The following is a 21,841-nucleotide window of genomic DNA, read 5'->3' as shown; positions in this document are numbered from 1 at the left end:
GGTCTGCGGCAATTGCAATGCAGACTGTTTATACCGGAATATTATTTTTAGATGCAAAGTTCGCCAGGAACTCGCGAATATCGTCCGCCCCTTTGCCCGCTTCCAATTGCTTCAGCAGCTCTTCTGAAAGCGCCGACAGATCCAAGCAGCGCAACATCGCCTTCACTGGACCAATAGAAGCCGGAGACATAGAAAGACTTCTATACCCGATCGCCAATAGCGCCATAGCACCAAGCGGTTGTCCGCCCAGCTCACCACAAAGGGTAACAGGCGTATCCATCTTGTCGCCAATAACGACGATCTTCCGCAAGGCCCGCAGGAAGCTTGGAGACAGAGCTTCAAAACGCTCCGCAACCAATGTGTTTCCACGGTCAACCGCATAGAAGAACTGGAACAGGTCGTTGGAACCAACAGAGACAAAATCCACTTCCGCGTAGATCTCTTCAAGCTGGTAAAGCAGTGCCGGCACTTCCAGCATCACCCCAAGCTTCAACTCTTCTGGCGTGTCATGGCCGTGCTGACGCAGATGCTTCAGCTCGCGCTCTACATAATCGCGTGTCTGCCGGAATTCAGAAACGTCCGCCACCATCGGGAACATGATGCGCAGCGAGCGCCCTGCCCCAGCGTGCAACATTGCCCTAATCTGGGTGCGCAGCAAGCCCGGACGATCCAGTCCAAAGCGAATAGCGCGCCAACCCATGGCCGGGTTTTCTTCCTGCGCAAGACGCAGATAAGGCAACACCTTGTCACCACCGATATCCAGAGAGCGGAACGTCACCGGCTTGCCACCGGCTGCATCCAGCACCTTGGAATACAGCAAATGCTGTTCCTGCATTCTCGGAAACGCAGCAGCGACCATGAACTGCAATTCTGTACGGAACAGCCCGACACCATCGGCACCGGCATCTTCCATGCTTGGCAGATCAACAAGCAGACCCGCATTCAGCTGCAGCTTAACTTCCGTACCATCCTTGGTGACGGTCGGCTCATCGCGCAGCTGACGGTAAACTTCCTGACGCTTGGAGCGCAAACGAACCTTGTCCGCATAGGCTTGCTCAACATCATTGGCAGGACGCAGGAAGATCTGACCGATCTCACCATCTACGATGATGGCATCGTTCGCTTCCACCAGCGAAACAATGTCTTCCACCTGACCAACAGTTGGAATACCAAGCGCGCGCGCAACAATGGTCACATGGCTTGTCGGACCGCTTTCTTCCAGCACGAGGCCGCGAATGCGTTCGCGGTCATAATCCAGCAGCTCGGCAGCACCCATGTTGCGTGCAATGATGATCGCATCTTTCGGCAGATCATCTTCCTTACTGTGGTTCTGACCCATCAACTCACGAATGAGGCGGTGCGCCAGATCATCCAGATCATGCAGGCGCTCACGCAGGTATGGATCAGTCTGCCGGAGCATCTGCGAGCGTGTGTCACTCTGCACCTTCTCAACGGCAGCTTCAGCGGTCAGACCATTGCGGATCGCTTCATCAATCTTCCGGATCCAGCCACGGTCATAGGCAAACATCCGGTAGGCTTCCAGAACCTCACGGTGTTCGCCATGCTGGGAAAACTCCCCGCTTGCCAGCATATGGTCAAGTGACTGACGCAAGCGCGTCACAGCGTCTTCCAGACGATCCTTCTCGAAATCCGCATCCTCGGCAATCAGATTGGTGATCACCACACGCGGTTCATGAAGCACAACGTGCCCAAGACCAATGCCATCAGAAAGGGCAACGCCCTTGATATGCATCGGACGGATCACATCAATCGTCGTACCTTGCTGTGCAATCGCTTCCAGCTCACCAGCCGCGACCATTTCCGCGATCACCATCGCAGTCGTCTGCAGGGCTTCCACTTCGTCTTCAAAGTAGGTCCGGTGCTCTTTGTTCTGCACAACAAGCACGCCAAGCGTACGGCCTGCACGCAGAATCGGAACGCCAAGGAAGGAATTGTAATTCTCTTCTCCCGTTTCCGGACGATAGGCAAACGCCGGGTGCGCCTGCGCATTTGGTAGGTTCAGCGGTCTGGCATCGGAGGAGACGAGGCCAACAAGCCCCTCACCAACCTTCAGCAAAGTCTGATGCACAGCGTCCTTATTCAGGCCCTCTGTCGCATACAGCTCAAGAACCCCATCAGCGCGCAAAATGTAAACGGAACACACTTCCGCTACCACATTTGCCGCGATCAGACGTACAATCTTGTCGAGCCGTTCCTGCGCGTCAATTGGCTCCGCCATAACTTCACGAAGCTTACGGAGGAGCACACGCGGTCCGGCCAAGCTGCTGCGCATACTTCGCCCTACCTATAATTCTGTCAGCCTGCCAACAGGCCGCGTTGTGTCTCAGAGGTTACCCAAGACACAACAATATATTCGACAACAGGAAACCTAGCCGTCAAGTCCGTATAGCGAATGGAGAGTACGCACCGCAAGTTCCGTATACGCGGAATCGATTAGAACAGAGATTTTAATCTCGGATGTCGTAATCGCGCGGATGTTGATCCCCTTCGCCGCCAGGCCCTCAAAACACTGGGCCGCAACACCAGCATGCGACCGCATACCCATGCCTATCACGGAAACTTTTACAACATCGGTAGCGCCTTCGATATTCTCGAAACCGATTTCCTCGACGTTCTCCTCAATTACCTTGCGTGCACGCTCGTAATCGCTCTCTGGAACGGTAAAGGTAATGTCGGTCGTCTTCCCATCTGGTGAGATGTTCTGAACGATCATGTCGACGTTGATGTTGCCTTCGGCCAGCGGGCCAAACACCCTGGACGCAATGCCAGGTTTGTCAGCAACGTTGCGGATAGAAATCTGTGCTTCGTCTTTTGAGTAAGCGATGCCAGTGACGACTTGTTGTTCCAAAATCTCGTCCTCGTCGCAAATAAGTGTACCTACAGGTGTTCCGTCAGCGGTAATCTGCGGAGCCTCCGGATCATCAAAGCTGGAACGTACAAACGTACGAACGCCATGAACCATCGCCATCTCAACAGAACGGACCTGCAAAACCTTTGCCCCAAGAGAAGCCATTTCCAGCATCTCTTCAAAAGCAACACGGTCCAGACGGGTTGCCTTGGCCACCACCCGCGGGTCAGTGGTATAAACACCGTCCACATCCGTGTAGATATCGCAGCGGTCAGCCTGAATTGCCGCAGCAATCGCCACCGCACTGGTGTCAGAACCACCACGCCCAAGCGTCGCCAGCCTGTTATCAGGCGCAACACCCTGGAAACCGGCACAAACGGCAACCTGCCCAATTTCCAGACGCTCTATGAGAGTTTGACCTTCAATACTCTCAATACGCGCTGCTCCATGGGCTTCATTCGTACGGATAGGAATCTGCCATCCCTGCCAGGACCGCGCATCCACACCCATATCTTGCAGCACAATTGCCAACAAACCGGAAGTCACCTGCTCACCAGACGCAACCACCGCATCATATTCACGCGCATCATGCAGCGCTGCGGCTTCTCTGGTGTAGCCAACCAGCGTGTTCGTCACACCAGCCATAGCGGAAACAACAACGGCAACCTGATTGCCTGCATCCACCTCGCGCTTCACATGGCGCGCGACATTTCTAATGCGTTCCAGGTCGGCAACGGAGGTGCCGCCAAACTTCATAACCAAACGGGCCATCGCTTCCCATATTCCTCCGAGGGCCTTTGTGATGAACCGATCATCACTACAAACGGCGCTATTCCATACAACTAGCGCCCTTCTATCGCAACCAGCAGCTTGACAAAAACAGCGATTAGACCCACCAGTACCGGGATGAAAGTGGAGAGTCGAGCAATGAGCACCGCGCAAAAACCAAGCAACCCCGCCGAAAATCCAAAGAAAACCACAATCGACCCAGCGGAAGTTGCGCATTTCTCATCAATCGCATCAGAATGGTGGGACCCTACCGGCAAATTCCGGCCTCTCCACAAATTCAGCCCGGTTCGCATCTCCTACATCAAAGAATACGCCTGCGACCACTTTGGACGAGACGATACTTCACCTAAAGCGTTGGAAGGACTACGCATTTTGGACATCGGTTGCGGCGGCGGCCTCCTGTCTGAACCTATGGCCCGCATGGGTGCAACCGTGGTCGGCGCAGATGCCTCGGAGACCAACATCAAAGTCGCCACGCTACATGCAAAGCAATCCGGTCTGGACATCGACTATCGCGCCCAAACCGCTGAATCTCTCGTAGCGGCAGGTGAGCAGTTCGACATCGTGCTCAACATGGAAGTGGTCGAACATGTCGCAGACGTTCCACTGTTCATGAAGTCCTGTGCAGATCTTGTGCGTCCCGGTGGAATAATGTTCACCGCAACTATCAACAGAACTCTTAAAGCTTACGCGCTCGCAATTGTCGCAGCTGAACGTGTGCTCCGCTGGTTGCCAAAAGGCACCCACCAGTACGAAAAGCTGGTTCGCCCGGAAGAGCTGGAAGCTCCGCTCAATGAAGCTGGTATGAGCATTTACGAGCGCTGCGGCGTAAGCTTCAACCCGATCACCGACAGCTGGTCCAGAACAACAGATCTGGACGTAAACTACATGGTAATTGCTCGGAAAGCAGAATAGCAGCTCAGATTCCACTGATACGGAGAATGAGAATGCCAGCTGCCGCTAGTGCCGAAACCGTCGTTTTTATTCCCGGTGTCACCTGTACGGGCGCTTTATTTGGGCCGCAGATCAACTCCCTAAAAGAGCGCCCGATTATCCTTGCTGAAACCTGCGATCTGGACACCATTGAGTCAATGGCACAACGATTGCTGGATCATGCGCCCGAACACTTCGCACTTCTAGGCTCGTCCATGGGCGGCTACATCGCTCTGGAGGTGATTCGACAAGCCCCCGAACGGGTCAGTCGCCTGGCACTCATGCACACAAATGCCAGAGAGGATACCCTCGCACAAACCCAGCTGCGTCAAACACAGATGGCAATTGTAAAGAAGGGCGGCTTTCACAAGATCGCCGCCATGCAGTACCCGCAACTGGTCCACCCTGCCCGCCATGACGACACCGCCCTGCGACAAATCACATACGATATGGCAGATGAAGTCGGTCCTCAGAGTTTCCTGAAACAGCAGAACGCCATCATTCACCGAAAAGACCAGCGACCATATCTGTCCGCAATCAAATGCCCGACCATGATCGTGGCAGGTGAAGAAGACAACTTACTCCCGCTGGACAGATGTCGCGAGATGCATGAAGCCATTCCACATAGCGAACTTCATATCATTCCTGACTGCGGTCACATGTCCACCCTGGAGCATCCGGCGCATACAAGCGAGCTGATTCAGGATTGGCTCGACGCCTAACAAAACGTTTAAATTTAACGAGTGTCTTCAGGAAAAAGCCGCTGAATTCCCTTAGAATCCAGAATATCCTTTTGCCAATATTAGCGCCTATAAACAGGAGGGTGTACGCGGCGTAAGTTACCGGCAAACGAGCTTCTTCCAACTTCCCTGATCGCTCGAAGAATATTGTCTCAAAACCTAAATCGCCGCCCGAGATCTTGATCAGAGTCCGGAGGAGACACAATGTTGAACATCGAAAAAGACATGAAAGAAGCAATGGACCGCTGGACCGTTGCATCAGAAGCGTTGCCTTGGCAAGGCTGGTTTTGGGCGCAGGGTGGAGACCAATTATCCAACACGGCTTTGGAGCAGGCAATCTCCAACAACAAGTCCATGCTTGAAAGCTGTCAGGCACTGATGAACGCAAACATGGCCTTCTTCAATAAACGGATGAAAGCCAACACCGAGTTCGTTCAGGACGCCATGGAATGTCCCACAGGCATCCAACTCTCAAAGCTCACCAGCGACTTCATGCAGCAAGCTTTTGAAGATTGCCGTGAGGAAGGCGCGCGTCAGATGAACCAGATGTCCTCAACTATGAAGGGCACGTTCTCCAAAACGCAAAAGGCAACCTCGGAAGCGCTGACAAGCATTGATGACCTGAAGGCGATGGCCTTGGCTGTTCCGCCTACAAACACCACGGCAAAGGCACCTGCAAAACCACGCCGCCGAGCAACACGCAAAGCAGCCAGCGCTGCGAGCAGTCGAGTGAAACCCGCTAATAAGCCTGCCCCACCACGCAAATCAGGCAGAAAAGGCGTTTCAGCCAGACCGCATTGAGGAAACAAACAAAAAAGGCGCCCTTCTGAAAGAGGCGCCTTTTTTAAGAGTACGATGGGTTTCGCCTGATCAGATCAATTCCGATCTTCAGGCAGCACCGGAAGCGGCATCAACTCAATGCCCTCCTCCATAAGCTCTTTCGCATCATCAGGAGTTGTCTCTCCATAAATCCCGCGTTCTTCGGTTTCGCCGTAATGGATCTTGCGCGCTTCCTCAGCAAACTTGTCGCCAACATACTCAGAGTTAGTGACAACCTGTTTGCGGAACTCGCGCAGAGCCTCCACCAGCTCTTTCGCTTTTTCGGGAACCTTCTGAAGCTCAGCGGCTGCCAACGGCGTTGAAACAGCCTGCTCGGCGCCAGCAGTTGGTACGGCGGTACCAGCACTCGGTGTGCTGGCAGTATTCTTGCTCGCCGTGGCTTGAGCCGCTGCCGCAGCAACCGCCTGCGCAGCCTGTTGCTCACCGCGCGCCTTTTTCTGGCTGCGCGACGTGGAAACATTCGGCGCCATCAAGCGCTTGTGCACGGAGGCACTGTCACAAACCGGGCAGACAAGCAGGCCCAGTGATTTCTGTTTGTCATAATCACCGGAGTTCCGGAACCATCCGTCAAATTCATGCCCGTTGTCGCAGGCAAGTGAATAGTTAATCAACTAACCATCTCCCCACCCAGGGAAACTCTGGCAACAGAAAATTCGCGTGCATTCGCGATTGCCGGGATGCGCCGACGCGCTTCGTCTACTCTCTTCATATCAATTTCGCCAAGCAGAACCCCCGGATCATCGTGATCCAATTCTGCAAACACTTTCCCCCACGGGTCAATCATCAAACTGTGGCCGTAGGTCTGGCGCCCATCTTCATGAGTACCCCCCTGCGCGGCTGTGATCACAAAAGCACCGTTCTCGATGGCGCGCGCTCTTTGCAACACATGCCAATGCGCCTGACCAGTCTGTTTGGTAAATGCAGCTGGAGCAGTCAAAACCTGCGCGCCCGCTTTCGATTGTGCACGGAACAAAGCTGGCTGGCGAATATCATAACAAATGGCCATACCGAGCTGTGCCACGCCCATATCAACAACAGGCGCCACAGCACCTGCAGTGTAGCTTTCAGACTCGCGCCAGCTTTCACCGTTTGGCAAATCCACGTCGAACATATGGATCTTATCATACCGAGCCGTGATCTCGCCCTGTGGAGAAATCAGGAAACTACGGTTGGCAAGCTTATCGCCCTCAAGGCGAATTGCCAGCGACCCGATGTGAATCCAGATGTTCAACTCATAAGCCAGCGCCACAAGGCGCTTCAAAAACGGATCGTTATCTTCAAAAGAAGAGGCAGCGAGTTGCGCCCTGCGGCTACGCTCCAACACATTGGTCATCTCGGGCGTTTGCACATAGCCAGCGCCTTCAGCAGCGGCTTCTTTTACCAACGCCTCACAGATATCAAGATTTTCGAGCGGGTTGCGCCCCGTTCTCATCTGGACACATGCAGCCACAAAACTAGTCATCAACTCTCTCTTTCAAAGCACGGGTCGCAGGGCGCGTCCCAGGCTTCTTTACAGACCAACGCTCAGCAGACCATCCAGATGTCCGCGACGTTCCAATGCAAACAGGTCGTCACAACCGCCAATATGCTCGGATCCAATGAAGATCTGCGGGAAGGTATTTGCACCGTTCGCCTTAGAAATCATTTCCTTACGGATGGTTGGATCTTCGCTGTAGTTCAATTCTTTATAATCAACACCCTTCTCATCAAGAAGTCTTTTTGCACGTGCACAGTAACCGCACATATCACGGGTGTAGATGGTAACTTGAGCCATATTTTTGTCCTTAGGATTCACAGCGAAAGCCGATAGAAATCAGCTGTCAAAACTGAAGTCTATATGGCTCACACCCAAATAAACCGCAAGTCCACCTCAACTCAAGTTGATCACTTGGTTATATCCGCAGGCCAAAATGGCATTTCGACGACGCTCAGCCGTTATCAGCAGAGAAATTTTCCGGATCGACCAGCGCAAAAACAAGCACATCAACCTGCCGCGCACCGGCTGCTTTCAAAACCCGCGCACATTCTTCAACGGTCGCCCCCGTTGTCAGAACATCATCGACCAGCACCACGTGAGCACCGGAAACCAACGGCAGAAAATGCTCTGCCACATGAAACGCGCCGCCCACATTTGCGGTTCTTGCCCCCCGCTTCAGCCCAACCTGCTGATGGGTTTTGCGTGTTCGCACCATACCATCCAGCAAAACCCGCCCGCCGAGATGGTGGCCAATCTCCTTCACCAGCAAGGCTGATTGATTGTAAGTGCGCTGGCGCAGCCGCGACCTATGAAGAGGCACAGGAACAAGGAAACTCTCGAGCGAAACCAGCTCTGCTCCTGCGTTGAGCATACACTTGGCGAGAAACCTCGAGAGCCTGACCTCTCCGTAAAACTTGAACCGCTTCACCAGCTCCCGTGCCGGTCCATTATAAAGGACGGCAGCACGTGCGCGGTCATAATCAGGCGGATTGACAAGAGCTGCCGCACTCCACGCATTCGGTCCCAGATCATAATGCAGCGGAACACCAAGCCGCTCACAATAGGGCGCTGAGATCAGTTCCAGCGTCTGCCAGCATGAAAGACACAAGCCCCCATCACATTGCACCAGTTCATTGCAGACAGGACAGCTGTGGGGAAACAGCGCATCCAGAACCACGGTCAGACCACGCCTCAGACTAGACAGCACCTCAAAGTTGCGCGAGCGATGTTGAACGGGCTGTTCTGTTCTATCCACTAGATCAGGCAGCCACTCCAGAGAAGAAAACTTGTCGCCCATCGGTGCTCACCGTATATATCTGCAGACGATTTAAGCTAACAAAGCCTCCGTTGGACATCACCCCATGTTCAATGGGGATATAATTTCCAATAGTGCAGCGACTGCACAGTCTGGCCAAAGGCGCCCCCATGAGCGAACACACTCTCTTTGATCGTAAACTCATTGCAAAACGGCGCATGACCGCATTGAAACAAGCCCAAGAGGGCTCTGATTTCCTGATGAAAGCAGCAGCTGCAGACCTTCAGGATCGCCTCGATTTCATCAGCAGAGAGTTCGACTGCGGAGTAGACCTTGGCGGCCACACTGGCCATGTTTTTGACGTTCTGAAAGCATCCGGCAAAGTCAAACACCTGCTGCGCGCCGATTTGTTCGAGGCAGACCCAAACCTGTCCGAGCCAGACCTGATCGTAGACGACGCCGTCCTGCCATTTGCACCAGAAAGCGTGGACCTCGTCGTATCCGCCCTCAACCTGCAAATGCTTGACGATCTGCCCGGAACACTCGTTCAGATTAAACGCGCCCTGAAACCAGACGGCCTCTTCCTAGGCCTCCTGCTGGGAACAGACACCCTCGCTGAGCTACGCGATTGTTTGATGCGCGCTGAGATGGAAGTCAGTGAAGGCGTATCCCCGCGTGTCATTCCCTTTGCAGATACAAGAGATCTGGGCGGCCTTCTGCAACGCGCCGGCTTCGCCCTGCCGGTCACCGATGTGGATCGGCTGACCGTCAGATACGACACCATGTTTGATCTGATCAGGGACCTACGCGCAATGGGAGCAACCAACCCGCTTCATGAGCGCTTGAAGACACCTACAAGCAAAAAACTCTTCATGAGAGCGGCAGAAATCTACGCTCAGGATTACTCCGACCCTGATGGCCGCATCCGCGCAACCTTCACGTTTGCATCCCTATCTGGCTGGGCACCTCATGAATCTCAGCAAAAACCACTAAAGCCCGGCTCTGCAAAGCAAAGCCTGGCCGAAGCGCTTGGTACAAAAGAGAGAAAGTCCTGAGGATCAGGAGAGAACGGCAGCAATCGTATCTGAAAGAAACTGGAAGTTATCCGAGATCGTAGTTCCGATTGCTGTCAGGCTTGCAACGATAGCAAGCACAATCAAACCAACAAGAATAGCGTACTCAACAGCGGCAACACCGCGCTCGTCTTCCGTCATATGAGCAATCGTAAAACCACTTTTCTGATTGTGATACGCTTTCTCATTCAACGCCATTATTGCCTCTTATTCTCCGTGATCTCCCGCTAATAAGACACAAGGTCAATCAAATGCGGGATCAGCGGCTCATCTGCTGGTGGCATGTCATAATCACGTAAGCGAACTGCTCGTACCCATTTCAGGTTTTGCCCCTCTGCCCCATGAGGTGTGCCCGACCAGCGCCTGCAAACGTAAAGTGGCATTAGCAGGTGAAAATCCTCGTAAGTGTGACTGGCAAAACTTAATGGAGCAAGGCACTCTTTTTTAACCGTAATTCCCAATTCCTCAGACAATTCACGGATTAAACAGTCCTCTGGCGTCTCGCTGGCCTCGAGCTTTCCACCCGGAAACTCCCAGAAACCCGCCATTGGTTTACCTTCGGGACGCTGAGCAAGCAAAATGCGGTTATCAGCATCAACCAGAGCACACGCCGCAACGATTACGATTTTCATGTATTTTCCTGTTTCACAACGGACCACTCTGGAAACCTTTTGGAAACCATACCAACGGTCCCGAGTGAAATTTTACCGATTTTCTTAAGGCTGTGGATCTCTGCAGTAGTGGTACGCATAGGCTTCGCGATACCCCATGGAACCGTAGAGCGCCACAGCAGCCTGATTATCTGCCACCACCTGAAGCCACGCCGTTTCTGCACCAAGCTCCGCACCCAGACGCTGTACTTCGCACATCAACGCATACGCCAGTCCCTGACGGCGATACTTCTCTGCGCTCACCACATCAAAGATGCCAAGCAGGTCGCCATCTACAACGCCCAGCAGTGCCGCAACTGGTGTACCGTCTTCCGTTTCTAGGACCAGACATAACAGCTCCACAGCCGCTCTGGAATGCGCGTCAAGCAGAGTTTGATGACCAGCACTGAGAGGATCACCCTGCCCGGCCCCAGAGACCTGCGCAAACTTATGGACCCACTCATCCAGCGAAACTTTCACGAGCCTGTAGCCGTCAGGCAAATCCGTATCCCCAAGCACCCAGATGGACCGCGTCAGCACCAGCGTTTCATCCACACGCACATAGTTCTGCGCGTTCAGCACCTGGTCCACATCCGTTGGCACAAGAGGCGTCCAGCGCACATGAAACTGCGTTGTAAGCCGCTTAAAGCGCGCACGAGCTGCATCCAGCCTCTGCTCGGCCTCTTCCCCGTCGCCTGCATCATAAAAATTCAGGGAATTATTCCGACGGGCACTGCTGCCCGGAGAAAGCCGGCAGATCCAGCTCCGGTCATGATGCGCCATCAGGCTGGGGAAGCAATTCAGATTTGCTTGCTCCAGCCTCAGAACCGTTTCCAGATCACAATTGGGTTGACGGGGTTGAACCCTCTTAGCTTCTGTAGTCACCATTGATCGCCACATATTCCTTGGTCAGATCACACGTCCAGACCGTCGCGCGGCCCTGTCCAATCCCAAGATCAACCTTCAGGATGATCTCGTCTTCTTTCATCACTGCAGACGCGTCTTCCTCGCTGTAATCAGGATCCCGCTCACCTTCTACAGCAACACGGATATCGCCAAACCAGATCGCCAGCTTGTCACGGTCAGCAGGCTCACCTGCCTTACCAACAGCCATTACAACGCGGCCCCAGTTGGCATCCTCACCAGCAAAGGCTGTCTTCATCAAAGGAGAGTTTGCAATCGCCAGAGCAATACGCTTCGCCGACGCATCACTCTCGGCGCCTTCCACCTGCACCTCAACAAACTTGGTCGCCCCCTCACCATCCCGAACGATCATCTGCGCCAGCTCAAGCATCATGCTGGAAAGGGCAGCTCGGAACTCCGCAAGGCGTGGGTCTGCACTGTCTTCAATCCACTCATCACCCACAGCCCCGGTCGCCGCTAGCAAAACGGTGTCAGAAGTGGACGTATCACTATCAACCGTGATGGAATTAAACGAACCACCCACACACTCTGAAAGCAGACTCTGCAAGGTAGACGCTTTGATCGGAGCATCGGTAAACAGGAAGCCAAGCATCGTCGCCATATCCGGCGCAATCATGCCCGCACCCTTGGCAATGCCATTAAGCGTAACGGTCGCCTCACCCAGCTTCACAGTCCGTGTGCTCAGCTTCGGATAGGTATCCGTTGTCATGATCGCCTTAGCCGCATCCATCCACTTGTCAGCAACAGCATCGGCCACCAGACCATCCGCCACACCCTCAAACTTCTCGGCTGGCAGAGGCTCGCCAATCACACCGGTAGACGCCAGATACAGCTCATCAGCAGCAAAACCCGTCGCTTTTGAGAGGATAGCGGCAGAAAGCTCCACAGAGGCGAGCCCCTTCTTGCCGGTAAACGCATTCGCATTGCCCGAGTTGACCATGATCGCGCGTACAACACCCTTGGCAAGGTTCTGCTTGCACCAGTCCACTGGCGCACTCGTGCATTTGGAGGTCGTGAACACGCCTGCAATCTGCGCGGGTTCATCAAACACAGCCAGAAGAACGTCAGTGCGTCCTTCGTACTTCAACCCAGCGGCTGCTGTAGCCAGACGAACGCCCGAAATCTCCGGAAGCTCAGGAAAGGACTTGGGTGCGAGTGGAGAAATGGTCGCAGACATGGAAACCTCCAGAAAATAACAATGCTGACTGCAGCACAAAAATAGCCCCGGAAGGCCTAAGCCATCCGGGGCTACAAAAACAAGATGTTTTATTTCAATAATCAGCTCAGCTAAGAGCCAAAGCCTGTTACTGGCTTTCCTCAGTTGTGGCCTCATCGGATTCTGGACCAATGATTTCCACAGTGTTGTTGGCTTTCAGCTGCTCAATCACCTCGCGGAATTTAGCAAGAACAAGGTCCTGACGGATCTGGCCTTCAGCCGCTTCAAGTGTTGGAGCTGGTTGCGTACGCTCTTCATTGTTCAAAATGACGTGGTAGCCAAACTGTGATTGCACAGGCTCTGTTGTGAACTCGCCTGGCTCAAGGTCAAAAGCAGCCGCTTCAAACTCAGGAACCATCTGGCCTCTACTAAAGAAGCCAAGCTCACCACCATTTGGACCAGATGGGCCAATGGACTTTTCTTGTGCAAGCTCAGCAAAGTCCGCACCACCCTCAAGTTCCTGGATGATTTCGCGGGCTTCCTCTTCATTTTCTACAAGAATATGTGATGCATTGATTTCCTGGCCACCCTGAAAGTTAGCATACTCAGCATCGTAAGCAGCCTGAACTTCATCATCTGTGACCGTATCCTGGATGAACTGCTGGAAGTAGGCGTTGCGCAGGGCTCGCTTTTGCTCAAACGCCATCAGACGCTTGAACTCATCGGTGTCTTCCAGGCTCTGTTCCGTAGCGGCTTCCGCTAGCAGGTTCATCTCAACAAGCACATCGGTTAAAACCGTGCGCCATTCTGCAGGCGGAACACTTTGTAATTGCTGAGCATAATCCTGAGCTGCATAGGCAAGATCTGCTTCAGTAATAACGCTGTTCCCAACCTTCGCTACTGGTGTGTCCGGATCTGGGACAGTTTCTGCGTCCTGTGCATGAGCAACATTTAAGCTCACAGCCAGTGCAGCAACAGCAACGGAGCTACTAAGAATCCCTGTAATTTTACGAAGCATAAGACCTCTTTCTTTCCTGTTTATGGAGAGTTTAAAAAGAGTTACAAACCAACAAAGCAATATGTTGCGATGCCAACTGCCGTTGACAACCTTTGAACCCACTCTTATCTCTCTGTCGCCTGCCTTTTTATACGCAGGTGCTTAATATGCTGTGACTCACGTCAGAACCACGCGGTTCTGACTGGATAGATCAGGAATGTGAAGTTTTTTAGGGCCCGGCCGCGACGTGAAACAACCGGCGCGCCCAACAGAGGAAGGACCGCCACATGGTGGGGCTCGGCGCACTCGCTCGAAAAATATTTGGTTCAGCTAACGACCGTCGGATCAAGACACTCAATCCTAAAGTAGATGCTATCAATGCTTTAGAGCCAGAAATGGAAGCTCTGACGGATGAGCAGCTAAGAGCCAAAACGGACGAGTTCCGTGAGCAGCTTGCAAACGGAGCAAAGCTGGACGACCTTCTCGTCCCTGCTTTTGCTGTCGTGCGCGAAGCGTCTCGCCGCGTTCTTGGCCTTCGTCAATACGATGTTCAGCTCATCGGCGGTATGGTTCTCCATGCTGGCCAGATCACCGAGATGCGCACCGGTGAAGGTAAAACCCTTGTTGCAACCGCGCCGGTATATCTAAATGCATTGACTGGTAAGGGTGTTCACGTCGTAACAGTGAACGATTACCTCGCCTCTCGTGACGTTGAATGGATGGGGCAGATCTATCGCTTCCTCGGCCTGACAACTGGTCTTATCGTCCATGGCGTCGACGATGGGGAACGTAAGGCTGCATATGCTGCTGACGTAACCTACGGTACCAACAACGAATTCGGCTTCGATTATCTTCGTGACAACATGAAGTATGATCGCGAGTCCATGGTGCAGCGTCCGCATCACTTTGCTATCGTGGATGAGGTCGACTCCATCCTCGTCGACGAAGCACGTACGCCTCTCATCATCTCCGGTCCTTTGGAAGATCGCACCGATTTCTACAACTCAATCGATACATTCATTCCTCACCTCACTGAGGAAGACTACGAGATCGACGAGAAAGCTCGCTCCGCAACCTTCACCGAAGCAGGAAACGAGAAGCTAGAGCAACTCTTGTCTGAAGCTGATCTCCTGAAAGGCGATTCGCTTTATGACGTGGAAAACGTCACTGCGGTGCATCACCTGCAGCAGGGTCTAAAAGCCCACAAGCTTTTCCAAGCTGACAAAGACTACATCGTGCGCAATGATGAAGTTATCATCATTGATGAATTCACGGGTCGTATGATGCAGGGTCGTCGTTTCTCTGAAGGCCTTCACCAGGCTCTGGAAGCCAAAGAAAAAGTTACCATCCAGCCAGAGAACCAGACACTCGCATCCATTACATTCCAGAACTACTTCCGCATGTACGAAAAGCTAGCCGGCATGACCGGTACAGCGTTGACCGAAGCGGAAGAATTCATGGACATCTACTCTCTGGATGTTCTCGACATTCCAACCAACGTTCCTGTGCAGCGTATTGACGACGACGATGAGGTCTACCGCACCGTCGCTGAGAAATACAACGCCATCATGGAGCTTGTAGATGACTGTCATCAGCGCGGTCAGCCGGTTCTCGTTGGTACAACCTCCATTGAAAAATCTGAACTTCTTGCAGAACTGCTGTTGAAGCACGGCTACAAGCAGATCGACGTTTCAGATCCAAAAGCTTTGGCAGAATACGCAAAGTCTGCTGGCAGCAAGAAAGTCTTTGCAGTTCTGAACGCACGCTACCATGAACAGGAAGCAAGCATTATTGCGCAGGCAGGTGTGCCGGGCGCGATCACAATTGCAACCAACATGGCAGGCCGTGGTACAGATATTCAGCTGGGCGGCAACGTTGAGATGCGTATTGCAGCCGAGCTGGGCGATATGCCTGAAAGCGCTGAGCGCACAGCCAAAGAAGACGCCATCAAAGCGGAAGTCGAAAAACTTAAGCAAAAAGCGCTTGAAGCAGGTGGCCTTTACGTTGTGGCAACCGAGCGCCACGAAAGCCGCCGCATCGATAACCAGCTGCGCGGTCGTTCTGGTCGTCAGGGTGACCCTGGACACTCCAAGTTCTTCCTGTCTCTGCAGGATGATCTGATGCGTATCTTCGGTTCCGACCGTATGGACTCCATGCTCCAGAAGCTGGGTCTGCAGGAAGGCGAGGCAATCGTCCACCCGTGGATCAACAAGGCGCTTGAAAAAGCCCAGCAGAAAGTGGAAGCGCGCAACTTCGACATTCGTAAGAACCTGCTGAAATTCGATGACGTGATGAACGACCAGCGTAAGGTGGTCTTCGATCAGCGTCTCGAAATGATGGACCCTGAAGTCACGCAGGAAGCTGTTGTGGAAATGCGCGAAGAGTTCGTCGAAGATCTCGTCTCAGCACATATTCCAGAACGCGCTTATCCTGAACAGTGGGACACTCAAGGCCTGCAGGAAGAAGTCCGCACCAAGCTGAACCTCGACTTGCCAATCGTTGAATGGGCAAACGAGGAAGGCATCGCGGATGAGGAAGTCACCGCACGCCTGAAGAAGGAAGCCAACGAGCTGATGGCAGGCAAGGCCGCAAACTACGGTCCAGACGTCATGCGTCAGATCGAACGCGCGGTCCTGCTGCAAACCATCGACAACCTGTGGCGTGAGCACTTGGCAAACCTTGACCACCTTCGCTCCGCTGTTGGTCTGCGTGGTTACGCACAGCGCGATCCACTTCAGGAATACAAGACTGAATCCTTCACGCTCTTCGAGAACATGCTGAGCAGCCTGCGCCAGACCACCACCTCGCAGCTGATGATGGTTGAGCTGGTGCAGCAACAGGCACCTGAAACACCGCAGATGCCAGCTCACATGGAAGCACATCACACCAACCCTCTGACCGGGGAAGATGAGATGGCCGAGGCAGATCGTCAGCTGGCAGAAGCACGCGCCGCATCTGCTCCAACGACCCGCAACGCCGATGACCCTGAAACATGGGGCCGCGTAGGTCGCAACGAGCCTTGCCCATGTGGCTCCGGCAAAAAGTACAAGCACTGCCACGGCGCGCTTGTCTGATCCGGCAAAACAAAATCTACAAAAAGGGCTGCTTCGGTGGCCCTTTTTTATTGCCTCTAAGCACCCAGCATCACTCCATGGAAATCTGCACCTGAAAGGCAGGAGTATTCCAAATGCCTGAGAGTGCTAATCTACAATCTTCCCGGCACCAACTGGTAAGACGCGGCAGAATATGACCACTTCAGGCACGCTCGATTTTCAAAAAGTCCTTCGGCAGATCACGCCAAAAACCAAACTCGAGAAAACACGAGCTTCTGTTAAACAGCACTTGGGCCAACACATCGAAGCGTTCTATGCGCCCGCCAAAAACAGCTATCTGGCCCAACTCTGTGACGTCTATGGTAGCGACAAAGGCACCAATTCGCCGGAAACCAGCCAATTCGATTGGGAGCCTCACACCTACACCGACTTCTACAGCATGATCTTCGACCACTGCCGCGATAAGATCACCAATGTGCTGGAATGCGGTATCGGCACCAACGACACCAGCTGCCTTTCCAACATGGGCAAGGAAGGCAAACCCGGCGCATCCCTGCGGGTCTGGCGTGACTACTTCCCCCACGCACAAATTACAGGCCTGGATATCGACGAAAAATGCCTGTTTTCTGACACCCGCATTCAGACCCATCAGATCGACCAGACGAGCCCAGAGAGCATCGCAAACTTCAAAAGCAATGCGAGGCCAGAGCCCTACGACCTGATCATTGATGACGGCCTGCATCACTTTGAGGCGGGAATTGTCTTCTTCGAGAACATTATCGACCTACTTGCAAACAACGGTGTCTACATGATCGAGGACGTGAACCGCCACGACATGCACCGCTATGCTGAATACTTCAAAAAGCGCAGCAGCGAATTCAATTGCCGTTGCCTTCTGCTCTACCGCCAACACATCAGCTTGCGCGATAACATGCTGGTGATGATCACCCGCAAGCAATAAGCACCTCCCTCACCTTGCGCTCGCCGATCTCCCGTACGGTAGCATTGCAACTTGAAGCAGGAGCGGAGGTCGCAGCTTCACTGAAAAAGACAGGCGCTCTCCAGCAGAAGTCCATAAGAAACAATCTATTACAGCTTAATAATTCCTAGGCGAAACTCCATTACAATCCGACAAAAAGCAAAAAGGCGTGGCAGCAGAACACGCAGCTTCCGTCTTTCAGGAGCAGAAAATGGCCCTAGTTTTCGTGAGGAGGATATTTTGCCAGCAACGACCGAGCGTATTGCTTGGCATCGTCTTGGTAGCCATAATCTCGCTACCAGAAGCAGCACTATCAGAAACAGCTCTCAGTCCAGACGAAGACCCAGCACAATCTTCTGAAACAAGCTCTGATCAACCCGCCTCCCTGCAACCCTTACAGGTCGACCCCGGCTACTACAGTCAGGTCAACCAAAACCTGGGCGCGGAACTCCCTATCTACGATTCCCCATCCACGAACGCCTCAGTCCTTGTGCAATTACCCGGCGACACAATCCTCGCGTCAGACGGCCAGCAAAAACAAGTTGGCGACACACTCTGGCAACACGTCAGCCTTCAGGAAATCGAAGGCTGGGTCCACGCTGACAAGTTAAAACTCGCAGAACCTATCTCATTCACGGGCACAGATCTGCCTGTGCTCGGCGTATGTGGCGGCACAGAACCATCATGGAGCATCGAATGGGATTCCAGCACAGTAACCTACTCCAACATCAGCGGCCTCATTCACCGAGTGCCGTTCCAGTCTGTCAAAGCAGACGGAGACAATGCAACCTCGCTTCAGGCAGGTGATGACAGCGTCGAGCTGAAGATGACAGTCACTAAAAAGCAATGCAGCTACACACCGTTGGATTCCTTCGTCTGGGGCGAAGCCGTAGCCACCATCACACAGCCGGGGCAAGAACCCATTGAACTCAAAGGCTGCTGCCGTCCTGTGTCCGACGGCTATCGTTAAGCAAACGGCATCAATCATGAAAAACCCGGGTCGCCCCGGGTTCATTTCGCTTTACATATCAACGTGTTTTAGTTCACGACCACTTTAGCGCCGATGTTCACCTGCTCATACAGGAAGGAGACGTCTTCATTGAACATACGGATGCAACCGGAAGAGACCGCACGACCGATACTCCAGTCCTCCGTCGTACCGTGGATACGGTAGATGGTAGACCCCAGATACAGCGCACGAGCGCCAAGTGGGTTGTCTGGACCACCCTTCATGTAAGTCGGAAGAATACGCCCCTTCTTCGCTTCTCGGCGGCGCATTTCTTCTGGCGGTGTCCAGCCCGGCCACTTAGCCTTTCGGGTGACACGTTCAGTACCTTTCCACTCAAAACCATCACGTCCAACGCCAATGCCATAACGCATAGCTTTGCCGTTTTCCTGCACGTGATAGAGATAACGCTCGTCCGTATCAATGATGATAGTCCCTGGCTTTTCGTCAGTCCGGTATGTGATCAGCTTGCGCTTGAATTTGCGACGAGCTGAACTGGATGCCACAGCAGGTGAATCCGGGAAGATATCCCATGTGCGTGTGTCAGGATTCCACAATTTGCCCGCGCTTGCAGGTGCTACAAACACGAAGCTAACTAGCGTACAAATGACAGCAAATATTCCCTTGCGAAGATGTCCCCACATCGTCACCCCCTGAAATTGGCGATAGCCCCTGCCCTTGCGGGACTTTTCGAATTTTCAAAAAAATCAGCACCGAGAAACAATAAACGCTACCAACAATTCTCTCGGGTCCGTGAATTCCATATGTTTGAAGTTGACAGTGATTATCAACATCAGAAAATCGATATCCAAGCAAAACCGCACGTTGTAGGTCATTTATTGTCGATTTGTCTCAATTCTGCGGTCCAAGCAGAATTTTCAGCCAAATTCAAAATGTCTCATGCTGCTAAAAAACTTTGCCTTAGCCAAAGTCACAGGTAAACCTCCCAATGAAAGGGGCATATAATACGCCCAACGGGAGGCCTTATATGAATATCGATAGTATCCAAGATGTAACGAGCCTGCCTTTCACCGCCTTTGGCCCTGAAAGCGCAGAACCAATTATTTTCATCCATGGCTTTGGCGGCGACGCCAGCACATGGCGCAATATTCAAATTCAATTAGAAAACAAACGCCGCACAATCGCGTTTGACCTGCCCGCTCACGGCCGCGCTCTGGCGGACTTCGAACCGTGCAATGCAGTTGGCTCAGCCAAGGCCGTCGTGAAGTCTCTCGATGCGTTAAAACTTGATCGCGTCCATCTGGTCGGCCACAGCATGGGCGGTGCCATCGCCTCCCTGATTGCCATGCGCTCTCCGGAACGGATCGCAAGCCTCACCCTGCTGGCTCCGGGAGGCTTTGGACCGGAGATCAACGCAAAGCTTCTGCGCCGTTATGCAGTTGGCCAGACAGAGGCAGAACAACGGGTGCTGCTGGAACAGTTTGTCGGCCTCGAATTTAAACTGCCAAAGAAGCTGGCAGAATATGTCGCCTCCCAACGCGCCACTCCGGGCGCAGCTGAAGCATTGCAAGCAGTTTCAGAGCTAATTTTGGAAGGGGAAAGTCAGGGCGTGCTCCCAACCGCCAAGCTCGGTGAGCTACCAATGCCGATCAAAGTGGTCTGGGGCACGCAGGATAAAGTCCTGCCAACACGTCAATGTCACAAACTGCCCGGACCAATCGCCTGTCACGTCTTCGACCGTGTCGGCCACATGGTGCACATGGAAATCCCGCAGGACGTAATCCGGCTCATTCTGGAAAACACGCGTTAGAGCGTGTTTCCGAAAAGCGTGCCGGAATATCATCTGGCACGCTTCAACATCCTTCAGTTTAAGCGGGCGGAAGCAGGCCCTCTTCCCATTTTTGTCCAATCACACGGCGCGCCATCATATGAGAGCGCGGATGGTTGATGCTGTCCACGGCGATCAGTTTGCCCTTCTCCAGATAAGCCACATAGAAGCTATCGGAACTCGTGTCCCCAACAAGCACAGCCTCATCATAACCATCAGACAAACCAGCAATTTGCAGTTTGATATGGTGCTGATCGGACCAGAACCACGGCAGCGGATCATAATCATGGCTGTGGTCCTGATCTGGGTCTGTCAAAGCACTGGCAACAGCCTTTGCCTGATCAATGGCATTTTGAACACTTTCCAGACGAATACTGCGGCCATACCGCTCTGAGAAGAAGCGAACACAATCACCACAAGCATAAACATCTTCATGTGATGTCTGCCCGGCTCCATCAACCAGAACACCGTCATCCACATCCAGACCAGCCGCACCAGCAAGTTCCGCATTGGGCACAGCACCAACAGCAGAAAGCACCAGATCACACGAGATCTCACTGCCATCAGCAAGCTTCACAGCAGCAACCCTGCCATTAGCGCCCTCAATACTGGTCACGCCAGTTCCGCAATACAGCTCCGCGCCTTTCCCGGCATGCAATTCATGGAAGAAGGAGGAAACATGCGGTGAAACCACGCGCTTTAGGAGCCGTTCCTGCGCTTCCAGCACAACAACATCAAGCCCCATGCCTTTGGCAACAGCAGTCACTTCCAGACCGATGTATCCGCCGCCAATAACAACCAGTTTCTTGCCGGGAACAAAGAGCTTTTTAATGAGCTGAACATCACCAATGGAACGCAGCGAAATAACGCCTTCCAGATCCGCTCCCGGCAACGGCAAGGCGCGTGCGCGAGTTCCGGTGGCAAGCACCAGCTTGTCCCAGTTCAACTCAGCGCCACTTGCAAGCGTCAGGTTTTTCTTGGTCAGGTCAATGCTGTCCACATGGGCATTCAGTTTCAGGTCGATGTTATTGGTCTCATAAAACGCCTCAGGACGAATAAACAGCGCATCCGGTTCCACATCTCCACTCAGAAACTTCTTGGAGAGCGGCGGGCGTTGATAAGGTGGCTGCAGCTCGTTTCCAAGCATCACAAGTTCACCTTCATATCCTTTTTGTCGAAGAGTTTGCGCGGCTTGCACACCTGCCTGTCCGGCACCCACCACAACAATCTTATTAATCATTCTCAAAACCCGTATTAGCCGCAGAAAGACAACGCAGCAGGTCTGTCCTGCCTGCTCAGTTCAGCAAACCC

21 protein-coding genes are annotated in these 21,841 nt (G+C 53.2%); 8 read left to right on the top strand and 13 right to left on the bottom strand.

Annotated elements, in window-relative coordinates:
* Positions 1-28: 28 nt before the first annotated feature.
* Together ptsP and IE076_RS08545 are read right to left on the bottom strand one after the other, a co-directional pair.
* Positions 29-2,293: a phosphoenolpyruvate--protein phosphotransferase gene (ptsP, locus tag IE076_RS08550; RefSeq protein WP_189436318.1), complete on the bottom strand. Its 2,265-nt coding sequence runs from the start codon at positions 2,291-2,293 to the stop codon at positions 29-31.
* Positions 2,294-2,389: 96 nt separating this feature from the next.
* The gene (locus tag IE076_RS08545; protein WP_189436317.1) at positions 2,390-3,640 is read right to left on the bottom strand and encodes an aspartate kinase; all 1,251 of its coding nucleotides are present in this window, start codon (positions 3,638-3,640) and stop codon (positions 2,390-2,392) included.
* A gap of 156 nt (positions 3,641-3,796) precedes the next feature.
* Between IE076_RS08545 and ubiG the strand changes: the two genes are divergently transcribed.
* From ubiG to IE076_RS08530, 3 genes are all read left to right on the top strand, one after another.
* Positions 3,797-4,573 carry a bifunctional 2-polyprenyl-6-hydroxyphenol methylase/3-demethylubiquinol 3-O-methyltransferase UbiG gene (gene ubiG, locus IE076_RS08540; RefSeq protein ID WP_189436316.1) on the top strand — a complete coding sequence of 259 codons (777 nt, stop codon included), beginning with the start codon at positions 3,797-3,799 and terminating at the stop codon, positions 4,571-4,573.
* 32 nt (positions 4,574-4,605) lie between these two features.
* Positions 4,606-5,313, top strand: coding sequence for an alpha/beta fold hydrolase (locus tag IE076_RS08535; RefSeq protein ID WP_209008948.1), 708 nt, complete (start codon positions 4,606-4,608; stop codon positions 5,311-5,313).
* Between the two features lie 222 nt (positions 5,314-5,535).
* Complete coding sequence (locus tag IE076_RS08530) at positions 5,536-6,132, top strand: phasin family protein (protein ID WP_189436314.1); 597 nt, start codon at positions 5,536-5,538, stop codon at positions 6,130-6,132.
* A 74-nt stretch (positions 6,133-6,206) separates the two neighbouring features.
* On the opposite strand, the gene IE076_RS08525 is transcribed toward IE076_RS08530, so the two are convergent.
* The 4 genes from IE076_RS08525 to IE076_RS08510 form a co-directional block, all read right to left on the bottom strand.
* Positions 6,207-6,782 (bottom strand): DUF1178 family protein, encoded by a 576-nt coding sequence (locus tag IE076_RS08525; RefSeq protein ID WP_189436313.1) that lies wholly within the window; start codon positions 6,780-6,782, stop codon positions 6,207-6,209.
* A complete protein-coding gene (locus IE076_RS08520) occupies positions 6,779-7,633 on the bottom strand; it encodes a carbon-nitrogen hydrolase family protein (protein WP_189436312.1) in 855 nt (284 codons plus the stop codon). Before IE076_RS08520 ends, IE076_RS08525 begins: the two co-directional genes overlap by 4 nt.
* Before the next feature lie 48 nt (positions 7,634-7,681).
* The gene (gene grxC / locus IE076_RS08515) at positions 7,682-7,945 is read right to left on the bottom strand and encodes a glutaredoxin 3 (RefSeq protein ID WP_189436311.1); all 264 of its coding nucleotides are present in this window, start codon (positions 7,943-7,945) and stop codon (positions 7,682-7,684) included.
* A gap of 154 nt (positions 7,946-8,099) precedes the next feature.
* Entirely contained in the window at positions 8,100-8,945 is an 846-nt protein-coding gene (locus tag IE076_RS08510; RefSeq protein WP_189436310.1) for a ComF family protein, read from the bottom strand.
* A 128-nt stretch (positions 8,946-9,073) separates the two neighbouring features.
* On the opposite strand from IE076_RS08510, the gene IE076_RS08505 reads away from it, so the two are divergent.
* Positions 9,074-9,958 (top strand): methyltransferase domain-containing protein, encoded by an 885-nt coding sequence (locus IE076_RS08505; RefSeq protein WP_189436309.1) that lies wholly within the window; start codon positions 9,074-9,076, stop codon positions 9,956-9,958.
* 3 nt (positions 9,959-9,961) lie between these two features.
* Here the strand turns inward: IE076_RS08505 and IE076_RS08500 are convergent, their stop codons facing one another.
* The 5 genes from IE076_RS08500 to IE076_RS22825 form a co-directional block, all read right to left on the bottom strand.
* Positions 9,962-10,174, bottom strand: a complete 213-nt coding sequence (locus IE076_RS08500; protein WP_054662924.1) for a Flp family type IVb pilin — start codon at positions 10,172-10,174, stop codon at positions 9,962-9,964.
* Positions 10,175-10,203: 29 nt separating this feature from the next.
* Entirely contained in the window at positions 10,204-10,608 is a 405-nt protein-coding gene (gene mutT, locus IE076_RS08495; protein WP_189436308.1) for an 8-oxo-dGTP diphosphatase MutT, read from the bottom strand.
* An 84-nt stretch (positions 10,609-10,692) separates the two neighbouring features.
* The gene (locus tag IE076_RS08490; protein ID WP_189436307.1) at positions 10,693-11,514 is read right to left on the bottom strand and encodes a GNAT family N-acetyltransferase; all 822 of its coding nucleotides are present in this window, start codon (positions 11,512-11,514) and stop codon (positions 10,693-10,695) included.
* Positions 11,495-12,727: a bifunctional glutamate N-acetyltransferase/amino-acid acetyltransferase ArgJ gene (argJ, locus tag IE076_RS08485; RefSeq protein WP_189436306.1), complete on the bottom strand. Its 1,233-nt coding sequence runs from the start codon at positions 12,725-12,727 to the stop codon at positions 11,495-11,497. Before argJ ends, IE076_RS08490 begins: the two co-directional genes overlap by 20 nt.
* Positions 12,728-12,854: 127 nt before the next feature.
* On the bottom strand, positions 12,855-13,724 hold the full coding sequence (locus tag IE076_RS22825) for a peptidylprolyl isomerase (RefSeq protein WP_189436305.1): 870 nt from the start codon (positions 13,722-13,724) through the stop codon (positions 12,855-12,857).
* Positions 13,725-13,990: 266 nt separating this feature from the next.
* Between IE076_RS22825 and secA the strand changes: the two genes are divergently transcribed.
* From secA to IE076_RS08465, 3 genes are all read left to right on the top strand, one after another.
* Complete coding sequence (gene secA / locus IE076_RS08475; RefSeq protein WP_189436304.1) at positions 13,991-16,777, top strand: preprotein translocase subunit SecA; 2,787 nt, start codon at positions 13,991-13,993, stop codon at positions 16,775-16,777.
* 172 nt (positions 16,778-16,949) lie between these two features.
* Positions 16,950-17,717, top strand: a complete 768-nt coding sequence (locus IE076_RS08470; RefSeq protein WP_189436303.1) for a class I SAM-dependent methyltransferase — start codon at positions 16,950-16,952, stop codon at positions 17,715-17,717.
* A gap of 229 nt (positions 17,718-17,946) precedes the next feature.
* Positions 17,947-18,705: an SH3 domain-containing protein gene (locus tag IE076_RS08465; RefSeq protein WP_189436302.1), complete on the top strand. Its 759-nt coding sequence runs from the start codon at positions 17,947-17,949 to the stop codon at positions 18,703-18,705.
* 68 nt (positions 18,706-18,773) lie between these two features.
* Here the strand turns inward: IE076_RS08465 and IE076_RS08460 are convergent, their stop codons facing one another.
* On the bottom strand, positions 18,774-19,385 hold the full coding sequence (locus tag IE076_RS08460) for a L,D-transpeptidase (RefSeq protein WP_189436301.1): 612 nt from the start codon (positions 19,383-19,385) through the stop codon (positions 18,774-18,776).
* Positions 19,386-19,729: 344 nt separating this feature from the next.
* Here IE076_RS08460 and IE076_RS08455 point away from each other — a divergent pair, with 344 nt between their 5' ends.
* A complete protein-coding gene (locus IE076_RS08455; RefSeq protein WP_189436300.1) occupies positions 19,730-20,512 on the top strand; it encodes an alpha/beta fold hydrolase in 783 nt (260 codons plus the stop codon).
* 58 nt (positions 20,513-20,570) lie between these two features.
* Here the strand turns inward: IE076_RS08455 and IE076_RS08450 are convergent, their stop codons facing one another.
* Complete coding sequence (locus IE076_RS08450; protein ID WP_189436299.1) at positions 20,571-21,770, bottom strand: NAD(P)/FAD-dependent oxidoreductase; 1,200 nt, start codon at positions 21,768-21,770, stop codon at positions 20,571-20,573.
* Positions 21,771-21,841: the final 71 nt, after the last annotated feature.

Origin of the sequence: Pseudovibrio japonicus (assembly GCF_014651595.1) — a bacterium.
GTDB classification, from domain to species: Bacteria; Pseudomonadota; Alphaproteobacteria; order Rhizobiales; family Stappiaceae; genus Pseudovibrio; species Pseudovibrio japonicus.
The sequence above is the reverse complement of the archived record's forward strand: the minus strand, read 5'-3'. Positions and strand labels throughout refer to the sequence as shown.

Excerpts from the sequence above, each read along its gene's own strand:
- IE076_RS08545 (WP_189436317.1), bottom strand. The coding sequence starts at position 3,640 with ATGGCCCGTTTGGTTATGAAGTTTGGCGGCACCTCCGTTGCCGACCTG.
- IE076_RS08450 (WP_189436299.1), bottom strand. The coding sequence starts at position 21,770 with ATGATTAATAAGATTGTTGTGGTGGGTGCCGGACAGGCAGGTGTGCAA.
- mutT (WP_189436308.1), bottom strand. The coding sequence starts at position 10,608 with ATGAAAATCGTAATCGTTGCGGCGTGTGCTCTGGTTGATGCTGATAAC.
- IE076_RS08460 (WP_189436301.1), bottom strand. The coding sequence starts at position 19,385 with ATGTGGGGACATCTTCGCAAGGGAATATTTGCTGTCATTTGTACGCTA.
- IE076_RS22825 (WP_189436305.1), bottom strand. The coding sequence starts at position 13,724 with ATGCTTCGTAAAATTACAGGGATTCTTAGTAGCTCCGTTGCTGTTGCT.
- ubiG (WP_189436316.1), top strand. The coding sequence starts at position 3,797 with ATGAGCACCGCGCAAAAACCAAGCAACCCCGCCGAAAATCCAAAGAAA.
- IE076_RS08490 (WP_189436307.1), bottom strand. The coding sequence starts at position 11,514 with ATGGTGACTACAGAAGCTAAGAGGGTTCAACCCCGTCAACCCAATTGT.
- argJ (WP_189436306.1), bottom strand. The coding sequence starts at position 12,727 with ATGTCTGCGACCATTTCTCCACTCGCACCCAAGTCCTTTCCTGAGCTT.
- IE076_RS08535 (WP_209008948.1), top strand. The coding sequence starts at position 4,606 with ATGCCAGCTGCCGCTAGTGCCGAAACCGTCGTTTTTATTCCCGGTGTC.
- IE076_RS08510 (WP_189436310.1), bottom strand. The coding sequence starts at position 8,945 with ATGGGCGACAAGTTTTCTTCTCTGGAGTGGCTGCCTGATCTAGTGGAT.
- IE076_RS08455 (WP_189436300.1), top strand. The coding sequence starts at position 19,730 with ATGAATATCGATAGTATCCAAGATGTAACGAGCCTGCCTTTCACCGCC.
- IE076_RS08470 (WP_189436303.1), top strand. The coding sequence starts at position 16,950 with ATGACCACTTCAGGCACGCTCGATTTTCAAAAAGTCCTTCGGCAGATC.
- secA (WP_189436304.1), top strand. The coding sequence starts at position 13,991 with ATGGTGGGGCTCGGCGCACTCGCTCGAAAAATATTTGGTTCAGCTAAC.
- ptsP (WP_189436318.1), bottom strand. The coding sequence starts at position 2,293 with ATGCGCAGCAGCTTGGCCGGACCGCGTGTGCTCCTCCGTAAGCTTCGT.
- IE076_RS08520 (WP_189436312.1), bottom strand. The coding sequence starts at position 7,633 with ATGACTAGTTTTGTGGCTGCATGTGTCCAGATGAGAACGGGGCGCAAC.
- grxC (WP_189436311.1), bottom strand. The coding sequence starts at position 7,945 with ATGGCTCAAGTTACCATCTACACCCGTGATATGTGCGGTTACTGTGCA.
- IE076_RS08465 (WP_189436302.1), top strand. The coding sequence starts at position 17,947 with ATGGCCCTAGTTTTCGTGAGGAGGATATTTTGCCAGCAACGACCGAGC.
- IE076_RS08530 (WP_189436314.1), top strand. The coding sequence starts at position 5,536 with ATGTTGAACATCGAAAAAGACATGAAAGAAGCAATGGACCGCTGGACC.
- IE076_RS08500 (WP_054662924.1), bottom strand. The coding sequence starts at position 10,174 with ATGGCGTTGAATGAGAAAGCGTATCACAATCAGAAAAGTGGTTTTACG.
- IE076_RS08505 (WP_189436309.1), top strand. The coding sequence starts at position 9,074 with ATGAGCGAACACACTCTCTTTGATCGTAAACTCATTGCAAAACGGCGC.